The organism is Haloferax sp. s1, from assembly GCF_058382125.1.
This window is the reverse complement of record NZ_JBZRPK010000634.1, coordinates 1-11,147: the sequence shown is the minus strand read 5'-3', so window position 1 is coordinate 11,147 and position 11,147 is coordinate 1. Positions and strand designations below refer to the sequence as shown.

Genomic DNA, 11,147 nt, shown 5'->3' with positions numbered 1-11,147 from the left:
CCTGGATGGACGACGACGAGCCCGCTCACGCAGAGGTGCTTCGAGACAACGGCTACGACACCGTTGGCGTCCCCGGCCCGGCGAAGATGGCGTCCGCGACGGGACTCGACCGCGGATTCGACTGGTACTACGAAGCGTACGAAGCGGTTGCCGAGCGCCCCTCAACGGCGTGGTTCAAACAACTCCTCACCGACCCGGCTATCCGGCGCGACTTTATCCGGATGCTAACTCGCGGCAACGACTACTACAACGAACTCCGAATCGAGAAGTTCCAAGAGGGTATCGCGAAGACGACGAACCCGTTTTTCGGGATGATGAACCTCACGACCGTCCACGCCCCGTACGACCCGCCGCGTCCGTACAAGGAAGCGGAGACCCCGGAACTGTCCCGGCCTCGACTCCCGATTCTCGAAGAGTTCACCACGAGCGGGAGCCTCGACCGTGACGACGTTCGAGAGAAACGCGTGTTCGACGTTGCTGACGGCGAACACATCCAAAACATCCGACTGCGCTATCTGGAGGACCGCTCGTACGTGACCGATACCGAACTCGGCATCGTCGAGCAATGGTACGACGCCTCAGTTCGCTACCTCGACGACCAGGTTGGTCGCGTCCTCGACTGGCTTGAAACAGCGGGGAAACTGGACGACACGGTCTTGATTCTCACGAGCGACCACGGCGAATACTTCGGAGAACACGGTGGATTAAGCCACGGCGACTTCCTGTACGACGAGGTCATGCACGTCCCGCTTCTCATCTCTGGGCCGGATATCCCGTCAGGCGAGACGCGCGAGGACTTGGTATCGCTCGCGGACGTGTTCGCAACCGTGTGTGGGTGTTGTGATATCGAGTGCCCGCCGACATCCGGTATCGACCTCTTCGGCGACGAGACGCGCGACGTCGTGTTCGGTGAGCGCGCGCCGACCGACGAACGCGAACTCACGGCCGCAGACGAAGTCTCAGAGGAGACGGTTGCCGCGCTCGAAATGGGACGAAAGAGCATCCGAACGACCAACTACCGATTCGAAATCCGTTCGGACGGGAGTGAAGCGCTCTACGAACTGCCGAGCGAAACGGTCGTCTCTGACCCCGACCCCGAACTCGTCGAGTCGCTTCGAGACCGTCTCGTTGACACGCTCGGCGTCGAGTTCGACGGGGACGACGGCGGTGACCGAGAGTTCAGCGACGCGGTCGAGCGTAACCTCCGTGAGTTAGGCTACCTCGGGTGAGCGAGACGGGGTAAGCGGGAGGGAGAACACAGGACACCGGGTCAGCCGAACGAGAGTTTTTTACATACTATGGTCGTCGTCGCCAGTATGCGCACGCTACTCGTTGGCCTCGACGCGGCCTGTGCGCCGGTCCTCGACCCGCTCTTCGAGGACGGCGCGCTGCCGAATCTTGCATCTCTCTTCGAGGACGCGGCGACTGGCCCGCTTCGGTCCCAAATCCCTCCATGGACCGCGAGCGCGTGGCCGTCGCTGTACACCGGGAAGAACCCCGGCAAACACGGAGTGTTTGATTTCCTCGCGTTCGACGGCTACGACTGGGACGTGGTCAATGGCTCGGACGTGAAGGCCCGAACGATGTGGGATTACCTCGACGAGAACGACCTGTCGAGTGTCGTCGTCAACGCCCCCGTCACGCACCCGCCGCGGCATATCGACGGCGCCGTCGTTCCGGGCTATCTCGCCCCCGACGAACCCGACTGCCACCCAGAGGGAATCCTCGACGACATCCGCGAGGCAGTCGGCGAGTACCGCGTCTACGCCGAACGCGAGACCGACGAACGCGTCGATGACGACGCGAAGTTCCGCGAGTACCTCCGGCTCACAGAACTCCGCGGGGAGACATTCCGCTACCTCGCAGACCGCTTCGACCCCGACTTCGGGTTCGTCCAGTTCCAGAAGACCGACGCCGTGTTTCACGACTTTCCCGGCGAGTTGGACAAAGCCCGCGAAGTCTACGAAATCGTTGACGAGCAACTCGGCGAGATTCTGTCGGCCTGCGACCCCGATGTGGTCGTCGTCGCCTCCGACCACGGCATGGGAGAGTACGACGGCCACGAGGTCCGCGTCAACGAGGTCCTTCGACAGGAAGGCTTTCTGGACACCGCTACCGACGGTCGCGGCGTTCCCTCGTGGTTCCAAATCAAGGACGAACGACTGGTTGACGGCGACGACGAAGCAGACGGCCCGACGCTTCTCGAACGCCTCGCCGTCGTCGCCGCCAAGGGCGGCCTGACCTACCAACGCGGGAAAGCCATTCTCGACCGCCTCGGTCTCGCCGAGTTCGTCGGGAAACACGTCCCCGTCAGCGCGGTCTTCGCCGCCAGCGAGAGTGTCTCGTTCGAGTCGTCGAGCGGCTATCTCCGGTCGGGGTCGGAACTCGGCGTTCGACTGAACGTGGACGGACGCGACCCCGCAGGCGTTATCCCCGAATCGGAGTACGAGTCCGTCAGAGACGACATCATCTCGGTGCTCGACGCGCTGACCGACCCCGAGGGACGCCCCGTCTTCGACGAGGTCGTTCCACGCGAAACGTACATTCACGGCCCGTACGCGGACGACGCGGTCGATATTCTGTGTGTCCCACGCGACTTCGAAAACTCGCTTTCGGTCCACGTCGGCGACGCGTTCGGCGCGCCGGAGCCGTGGAATCACAAACCGGACGGCATCGTCGCCGTCGCGGGCGACGGTGTTGACGCGGACGCTGACCTCTCGGATGCGCACTTGTTCGACGTCGCGCCGACGGTGCTCTCCACGTTCGGTATCGCGCCGGACAAGGAGATGGACGGCACGACGCTCCCGGTGGTCGAGGGTGTTACACCGGAATCGTACCCCGAGTTCGAAGTCGAAGCGCGGATGCAGACCGACGACGAGTCGGTCGAAGAACGACTCGCAGACCTCGGCTACCTCGAATAACCGAGTGAAAGACTGCCACACAAATCACCCGTGAGCGAGGCGGTAACAAACGAACGGAGTGACTGAACCGGTAACGACCGAACTATTTTTCATCGACGCACACGCCTCACAGGACGATGATTGTCCTCGGCCTCGACGGTGCCACCTTCTCTCTTATTCGCCCCTGGGCAGAGGCTGGTGCACTTCCGACGTTCAGCAGATTGCTGGACGAGAGTATCCATGGAGAATTAGAGAGTACAGTCCCCGAAATCACGGTCCCCGCGTGGCCAGGGTTCGCCACTGGACGGGACCCGGAATCGTTCGACATGTACGGCTTTACCCACTTCAATCGCGACACCAACGAACTCGACTTGAGTCACGACGAGTTCGTCCGCGGCAAGATGTGGGACGCGGTAGACGACCAAGGCGGACGAAGCGTCGTCTTCAACATCCCCGGGTCGTACCCGTGGCAGGCTATCGAAGGCGCGATTATCGCCGCCGCGCCGGAGTACAAAGAAGAGTATTCCCACCCGCCGGAGAAGTGGGACGAACTCACCGAACTCGTCGATGGGTACAAGCTTCGAAACGACAAGGTTCCGGGGTCGCTCGACTACGTCGACCTGAGTCTCGAACTCGTCGACAAACGGTTTACCGGCTTCGAGCACTTCATCGAGTCCGAAGACCCCGACCTCGCAGTTGGCCTGATTCGGGCGACAGACCGCGTTGCTCACCACTACTGGGAGACGGAAGTGTCGGACGACAACGCACTCTTGCAGGTGTACAAGCGAGTTGACGAACGTCTCAGCGAGTTCCTCGAAAGGCACGATGACGAAGATATCGTCATCATGAGCGACCACGGCTTCGAGAAAGTCACCGGCAAATTCATGCCGAACAAGGTACTCGCCGACGAGGGATTCGTCCACCTGACGGACTCCGGAGACAGCACGAAAGCGGCGCTCGGGAGACTGAAAGACGTCGCTAGCACCGTTCTGGGTAAGGTTGGTCTCCTGTCGTTCGCCCGGAAGATGGTCTCTGAGGAGTTCGTAAACGACCTCCCGTCGGGCGACGCGCTCAGCCTCAACAATGCCATCAACCTCGGTCGAATCGACTTCGACCGAACCAGGGCCATTGCCGACATCGGGCAGAAGACGACGCTCGTGTACGCGCTCTCGGACGACGAATCGGAGATTCAGACGATTTGTGACGAAGCGAAAGCGGCGCTCCACCGGGGCGCGACCGATGCCGGTCTCGACGTCTCGTTCAAACGTCTCGAACGCGGTGGTCCCCACACGCCCGACCTCGCGATGATAATCCAGACGCCTGAGATTCACGCCTCGTCTCGACTCGATGCCGACTCGACGCTCGTCGAGGTAGATACGAGCGGGCACGCCCGCGAGGGGATTTTCTTCGCTACGGGTCCGTCGTTCGAGACGGGAACTATCGAAGGTGCACACATCACGGACGTCGCGCCGACGATTCTCCACACGCTCGGCTACGAGATTCCAGAACTCACGACCGGAACGGTCCTCGACGTGTTCGCATCCGATTCCGAACCCGCCGGTCGGTCGCCGGAATATTACGACTTCACTGGGTCCGATGCCGTGACCGGCGGCGGCCTGTCGGGTGACGAAGAAGGAGAAGACGAGGTGAAAGATAGGCTCCGTGAACTCGGGTATCTCGAATGAAAGTCGGTGCCGAGGTTTCCAAGCGGTTCATCACCAATGTCCTCGGCACACTCGCCGGTTTTCTCGGAACCATCTACTTCGCCCGCGTACTCGGTGCCGAGGGTATCGGGGTGTTTGCCATCTTCCAGAGCATCCAAATGCTCATGGGGGCCACCTTCGGGTTCGGCATCTTCGTCACGGTCACGAAGTTCGTCAGCGGGAGCGACGACGAGGCGCGCCACTTTACCGCCGCGCTGTTCATCGTCGCCCTCGGCGGCCTGCTTTCGGCGGTGGTGTCGGTGCTGTTCCGCGCCCCGATAAACGAGACGTTAGGCGTTGACGCCGCGTTGTTACTCCCGTTGGGCGTCGTCAGTTGGAGTCTGTTCAGAGTGACCGGCGCGTTTCTCGAAGGAAAAGGTCGCGTCGCACTGAGCGGGATGCTAGAGAACGGGCGGTACGTCGCTATCGTCGGTCTCCAGACAGTCTTCGTCGTTGCCGGGTTCGAAGTCCTTGGTCTCCTGTGGGGACTGATTCTCGGCCAACTACTCACGTTCGTCGTCGCGTACTTCGGCTTCGCACGGGTTCGTCCCGCGCTCCCGACACGCGAGACCCTCTGGACGTTCGTGTCGTTCTCCAAGAACACCTATATCCAGTCGCTCGCGGGCCAGTTCTTCAAGCAGGCGGACTACATCGTCATCGGTCGGTTCCTCGGCCCGGGCGCGGCGGGTATCTACCGCGTCTCGTTTACTATCTCCGAGTCGTCGATGCTGTTTTCGGCCGCTCTTTCGAAGGTGTCGTTCCCCGAGTTCTCCAGACTCACGTCCGAAGAGCGACACGAACAGATTCAGCGACTCTTCGACCGTGTCGTTGCCTACAGCGGCGTGTTCTCGATTCCGCTCATCGCAGGGGCGCTGGTGGTCGGAAACGACCTTCTACGAACGGTCTATCAGATTACCCCGGGAACGGTTGGCATCCCGTTCGTCGGTGAGATAGGTCTCGCGAGCGCGCTCATTGCGACGCTCGCGCTGGCAAACCTGTTCAACGGCTACCGCGGGACGCTCGACAGTTACTTCTTGGGCATCGACAAGCCGCGACCGGTCGTCCTCGGGAGCCTCGCGCTCATCGGAACGTACGTCGTCCTCGTCTACCCGCTCACGATTCGATTCGGTGCGCTTGGTCTCGGGTGGACGACGGCCGTTAGTTTCCTTGCGTGCGTGGGCGTGCTGTCAAGCACGTTAAACTATCGTCCGTCCGCCTCGTCGCTGACCGACGTCGGGGCACAGTTATTCGCCGCAGGAGCCATGTATCTCGCAACCGCGGCGCTGACGGCCGTTCTCGGTGGTGCGTCGGGCGTGCTCCGGCTCACAACCGTGATTCTGACGGGGGCGGGCGTCTATTTCGCGCTTCTCGTCGTGTCGAGTTCGAGCATCCGAAACGACGTGTTCTGGATTGCAAAGGACCTCTACGAGGGCCGTACCTGAGTTATCGTCCGACGCAAGGGTCTCTATCATAAGGCTTATGCGCGTTTTCCCAGTCCATCGAAGCGATGAGCGCAGACACTGAGCGCATCGAGGACTCCGGCTCAAAGTCGGTCCTCGAACTCGCCAAAGACTGGTATCACGTTCCCGCCCTCCTCGTGATACTGGTCGGTATGTTGACCCTTCGTCTTCGGTCGTACAGTAACTTCATCAGAGGTGGTGAAGTCCTCTTCTCAGGAAACGACGCTTGGTATCACCTTCGCGAGGTGACGTACACGGTCCAGAACTGGCCATCGACGATGCCGTTCGACCCGTGGACGTACTTCCCGTTCGGGACGAGCGTCGGACAGTTCGGGACGATTTACGACCAAATCATCGCAACCGCAGCCCTCGTCGTCGGTCTCGGGAGTCCATCCCCTGACCTCGTCGCGAAGACGCTGCTCGTTGCACCGGCAGTCTTCGGTACGCTGGTCGCCATCCCGACGTTCCTGATTGGACGCCGTCTCGGCGGCCGCACCGGCGGTCTCTTCGGCGTTCTCATTCTGGCGCTGCTTCCGGGGACGTTCCTCCGGCGTGGTCTCGTCGGCTTCGCGGACCACAACATCGCAGAGCCGTTCTTCCAGGGCTTCGCCGTCGTGACGGTCATGATTGCCCTCACAGTTGCGAACCGCGAGAAGCCGGTCTGGGAACTCGTCGCCGCCCGCGACTTCGATGCCCTCCGTTCGACACTGATTTGGTCGGCACTCGCAGGCGTCGCCATGGCTATCTATATGTGGTCGTGGCCGCCGGGTGTGCTCCTCGTCGGTATCTTCGGTCTCTTCTTGGTCCTGCAGATGGTCGCGGACTACGTCCGCGGCCGGTCTCCGGAACACGTCGCGTTCGTCGGTGCGGTTTCGCTCGGCGTGACGGGACTCTTGATGTTCGTCCCGCTGCACGAGATGTCCTTCAGCGCGACGAGCTTCAGTCTGCTCCAGCCTGTCGTGTCGTTCGTCATCGCACTGGGCGCTGTCTTCCTCGCCGCACTGGCTCGCTTCTGGGAGAACAACGACGTTGACGACCGCGGCTACCCAGTCGCCGTCGGCGGACTGGCGGTCGCCGGTATCGTCCTGATTTCCGTCGTCCTCCCCGACGCATTCAACAGCATCGCGCGGAACTTCCTCCGCACCGTCGGTTTCAGCGCCGGTGCGGCGACGCGAACTATCGGTGAGGCACAGCCGTTCCTCTCATCGAGCACGCTACAACGGACGGGTATGACGGCAGCCGAACGCATCATGTCCGAGTACGGGTTCACGTTCTTCACCGGACTTGTCGGTGCGATTTGGCTCGTCGGCAAACCGCTCGTCAGTGAGGGTGATACCCGCAAGGTCGGATACGTCTTCGGTAGTCTGGCAGTCATCGGACTCATCTTCTTGGCTCCGGCTATCCCCGCCGGAATCGGCGGACTCGTCGGTATCGATTCCGCACTCATTAGCCTCGCCATCGTCACGGCGATTATCGTCGGTGCGGTGCTGCAGGCAGACTACGAGAGCGAACATCTCTTCGTTCTCGTCTGGGCGGCCATCATCACGTCCGCCGCCTTCACGCAGGTTCGTTTCAACTACTACCTCGCAGTCGTGGTTGCGGTGATGAACGCGTACCTGCTCCGCGAGATTCTCTCGTTCGATGTCATCGGCCTCGCCGATGTGGACCGCCTCGAAAACGTCTCTCTCGGAACGGTCGCTGTCGTTGCGGTTGCGCTGCTCCTCATCCTCACGCCGGTTCTCATGGTTCCGATTCAACTCGGGAACGCCGGAACCAGCAGTAACGCACTGGAGTCGGCGCGGAGTGGCCCCGGCGGGGTTACGCAGTGGCAGAGCACCTTCGATTGGATGCAGAACAACACCCCCGAAGAGGGTGAGTTCGGCGGCGCATCCAACGAGATGGAGTACTACGGAACGTACAAGGCGACGAACGACTTCGAGTACGCGGACGGAACCTACGGCGTCATGTCGTGGTGGGACTACGGTCACTGGATTACGGTCCTCGGTGAGCGAATCCCGAACGCCAACCCGTTCCAGCAGGGCGCAAAGGAGGCGGCGAACTTCCTCCTCGCGCCGAACGAAACGCAGGCATCCAACGTCCTCGCAGAACAGAGCGAGGAGGGTAACGAGACCCGCTACGTGATGGTCGACTGGCAGATGGCCTCGACCGACTCGAAGTTCGGTGCACCCACCATCTTCTACAACAAGCAGAACGTCAGCTCGAGCGACTTCTACAGCGCGTACTACGGTCTCCAGCGGCAAGACGGACAGGAGCGACTTGTCTCCTCGACGACTCTCAAAGACCAGCGCTACTACGAGAGCCTGATGGTGCGCCTCTACGAGTACCACGGGAGCGCCCGCAACCCATCGCCAATCGTTGTCGACTGGGAAGAGCGTACCTCTCGGGATGGGTCTACCACGTTCAAGGTGACGCCGTCGGACAACAAGCCGGTTAAGTCGTTCAGGACTATGGACGCCGCAAAGGCGTACGTCGCAAACGACACGACCTCCCAGATTGGCGGTCTCGGTGCGTTCCCTGAGGAACGCGTCGCCGCCCTCGAACACTACCGTCTGGTGAAGTCGTCGAACAGTACGGCGCTACGCTCTCAGTCGTACTACAACTCGATTGCCAGCGCGGGCAGAACCTACGGCATCCAGCCACGGGCGCTCCTCGGAAACAACCCCGCGTGGGTCAAGACGTTCGAGCGTGTCCCCGGTGCAACGGTCGAAGGCGACGGTGCCCCGGCCAACGCGACGGTGACTGCACGTGTCGAAATGCGCGACCCCGTCTCGGGGACGACGTTCAACTACACGCAGCAGGCGCAGACCGACGCGAACGGTGAGTTCACCATGACGCTGCCGTACTCCACGACGGGCTACGACGACTACGGTCCGGACAACGGGTACACGAACGTCAGCGTCCGTGCAGTGGACGACTACACCTTCACCGGACCCACGTCGTTCGAAGGGAACAACACCTTCGTCACCTACCAAGCAACGAACGTCTCCGTCGAGGAAGGCCTCGTCAACGGTGCTGAAGACGGCACCGTACAGGTCTCCCTCGAACAGACCGAACAGGAGATTACGCTGAACGAGTCGTCCTCGGACGATTCGAGTTCGGACGACGCAGAAACGAACGAGTCGACGTCCGCGTCCATCGACGCCGGTTCGGTTCCGGCTGTCGCCGCGTAAAGGCCGGACGAAGACGACTCGGCCATTTTTTCGCAGTCTCACTTCGGATAACGGTGGACTGATATTCTTCGCCGAAGAGAAGTTGACAACGAAATGTCGAAGCACTCTGACGAGCGTCCTGCTCTCTTTTCGTGGCTCGTCGTCTATCTAAAAGGTGTCAGTATGGGAGCCGCAGACGCCGTTCCCGGCGTCTCTGGCGGTACCATCGCGCTCATTACCGGCATCTACGAGCGACTGATTGGTGCCGTGACGTCTATCACACCAGGGCGAATTAAGCGAGTACTCGCCGGTGTCGTCCCCGGGAACCGAGACGATGCGATTGCGGCGATGCGCGAGGTCGATATTGGATTCCTCCTTGCCCTCGGTGCGGGTATCGCAACCGCCATCGTCACTATCATGCGGGTCCTCGAAATCGCCATCGAGCAACAGCCGGTGCCGACGTTCGGGTTCTTCTTCGGCCTCATCGCGGCGTCGGCGGTCGTCCTGTACGCGCAAGTCTCCCTCGACGGGCCGCGTCAAATCACGGCCGCAGTAGCCGGATTCACCGTCGCGTTCGTTGCTTCGGGTACCGCCGGAAACGCGTTCGGCCACTCGCTTCCCGCGATAGCAATCGCCGGAGCCATCGCCGTCAGCGCGATGATTCTTCCCGGCGTCTCCGGGTCGCTCATCCTGTTGATTCTCGGCCAGTACAAGTACATGAACGGGATGCTCAACTCGTTCATCGACAGCCTCATCAACGTCGTCAACGGCGGTTCGGTCTCTACCGTCGTCGAATCGGGTACCGTCGTCGCCACGTTCATGACCGGCGCGGTCGTCGGCCTGTTCACCATCGCACACGCCGTCCGCTGGGCCCTCGAACACTACCGCCGTGCAACCCTCGCGTTCCTCGTGAGTCTCATCGTCGGTGCGCTCCGCGCACCCGTCGTAAAAAGTACCGAAGAACTCACCAAGTCGGGGCAATCCTGGACGACAGAACTCTTCATCCTCTTCGCCGTTTCAGCGGTTGTCGGGGCGGCGTTCGTGCTCATCGTCGACCACTACACGGACGCCATCGAGTCATAGAACGTCGAAACAGCTGAAAACGTGGTTCGAGAAGGCAGGCCCACGTCACTCGTGGACTATAACTCCTCACTCGCGCGCGACGGCGATATTCCGGACAGAACCACCACAATTGGGGCACATCGGCAGGTGCGTCTCACTGACCGTTCGTGTCCGGCACGAACGGCACTCGTAGTAGCCCTCTGTCGCGTGATAGTCGTCTATCACTGAATTATGCACTGGCATGTCAATGAATAACATACCACAGTTTGTAAATGTTTCCCTGAAACACACAATATTAGTTTATAATCCAAAACCATACCAACTATTCCCGTATATAGGTTGTCTAATAACCCACTGAAAGACCATATTTTAATATTATTAGGTCATTCACCGACGGGCGACGCAGATAAACGTCTCGTGTCGCGTCTCACCGTGTGTAACGGTGAATCCGACCGATTCGAGAGCGTCCGTGGCATCACCGAGTCCGAATCGTTCGTCGACAGGTGGCCCTGCCTTCCCTTCACCAGACGTGGACCAATCGACCACAACCACGGTGCCGCCCGGCCGGACGACTCGCGCGAGTTCGGCCAGTGATTCGTCGGTCGCAAACTCGTGGTACGTCATGGTCGAAAACGCTGCATCGAGGTCTTCATCGTCGAACGGAAGGCTCGCAACGTCGGCGGTGACGAACTCGACGTTCTCTGGTGCCCCCTTCTCGCGGTAGAAGTCGTGCATTTCCTCCTGTACGTCGACAGCGTACAGCGTTCCGACGTACGGGGCCACGTCGTCGGTGAAGAATCCGGTCCCGCTCCCGAGGTCGGCGATGGCGCTCTCCGGGGACGGCCCCAAGTG

Annotated in this window: 8 protein-coding genes; 6 read left to right on the top strand and 2 right to left on the bottom strand. The window is 61.0% G+C overall.

What is annotated here, in order from left to right:
* The 6 genes from QT222_RS13950 to QT222_RS13925 all read left to right on the top strand — a co-directional run.
* The coding region (locus QT222_RS13950; RefSeq protein ID WP_491477509.1) for a sulfatase-like hydrolase/transferase at nt 1-1,229 on the top strand (1,229 nt) is incomplete at its 5' end.
* Nucleotides 1,230-1,298: 69 nt separating this feature from the next.
* Nucleotides 1,299-2,921, top strand: a complete 1,623-nt coding sequence (locus tag QT222_RS13945) for an alkaline phosphatase family protein (protein WP_004056866.1) — start codon at nt 1,299-1,301, stop codon at nt 2,919-2,921.
* A 116-nt stretch (nt 2,922-3,037) separates the two neighbouring features.
* The gene (locus QT222_RS13940) at nt 3,038-4,585 is read left to right on the top strand and encodes an alkaline phosphatase family protein (RefSeq protein WP_491477508.1); all 1,548 of its coding nucleotides are present in this window, start codon (nt 3,038-3,040) and stop codon (nt 4,583-4,585) included.
* Nucleotides 4,582-6,045 (top strand): lipopolysaccharide biosynthesis protein, encoded by a 1,464-nt coding sequence (locus tag QT222_RS13935; protein ID WP_491477507.1) that lies wholly within the window; start codon nt 4,582-4,584, stop codon nt 6,043-6,045. The genes QT222_RS13940 and QT222_RS13935 overlap by 4 nt, the downstream gene beginning before the upstream one ends.
* A 65-nt stretch (nt 6,046-6,110) precedes the next feature.
* Nucleotides 6,111-9,254: an oligosaccharyl transferase, archaeosortase A system-associated gene (locus QT222_RS13930; RefSeq protein ID WP_004056863.1), complete on the top strand. Its 3,144-nt coding sequence runs from the start codon at nt 6,111-6,113 to the stop codon at nt 9,252-9,254.
* A 93-nt stretch (nt 9,255-9,347) separates the two neighbouring features.
* Entirely contained in the window at nt 9,348-10,316 is a 969-nt protein-coding gene (locus tag QT222_RS13925; RefSeq protein WP_491477506.1) for a DUF368 domain-containing protein, read from the top strand.
* Between the two features lie 66 nt (nt 10,317-10,382).
* Here the strand turns inward: QT222_RS13925 and QT222_RS13920 are convergent, their stop codons facing one another.
* Both QT222_RS13920 and QT222_RS13915 read right to left on the bottom strand, forming a co-directional pair.
* Nucleotides 10,383-10,538: a rubrerythrin-like domain-containing protein gene (locus QT222_RS13920; RefSeq protein WP_137685670.1), complete on the bottom strand. Its 156-nt coding sequence runs from the start codon at nt 10,536-10,538 to the stop codon at nt 10,383-10,385.
* Nucleotides 10,539-10,682: 144 nt separating this feature from the next.
* Nucleotides 10,683-11,147, bottom strand: a 465-nt coding sequence (locus QT222_RS13915) for a class I SAM-dependent methyltransferase (protein WP_491477505.1), incomplete at its 5' end; no start/stop codon positions are given.

What these genes read in the sequence shown, in the direction of transcription:
- QT222_RS13945 (WP_004056866.1), top strand. Translation starts at nt 1,299, where the DNA reads ATGGTCGTCGTCGCCAGTATGCGCACGCTACTCGTTGGCCTCGACGCG.
- QT222_RS13940 (WP_491477508.1), top strand. Translation starts at nt 3,038, where the DNA reads ATGATTGTCCTCGGCCTCGACGGTGCCACCTTCTCTCTTATTCGCCCC.
- QT222_RS13920 (WP_137685670.1), bottom strand. Translation starts at nt 10,538, where the DNA reads ATGCCAGTGCATAATTCAGTGATAGACGACTATCACGCGACAGAGGGC.
- QT222_RS13930 (WP_004056863.1), top strand. Translation starts at nt 6,111, where the DNA reads ATGAGCGCAGACACTGAGCGCATCGAGGACTCCGGCTCAAAGTCGGTC.
- QT222_RS13935 (WP_491477507.1), top strand. Translation starts at nt 4,582, where the DNA reads ATGAAAGTCGGTGCCGAGGTTTCCAAGCGGTTCATCACCAATGTCCTC.
- QT222_RS13925 (WP_491477506.1), top strand. Translation starts at nt 9,348, where the DNA reads ATGTCGAAGCACTCTGACGAGCGTCCTGCTCTCTTTTCGTGGCTCGTC.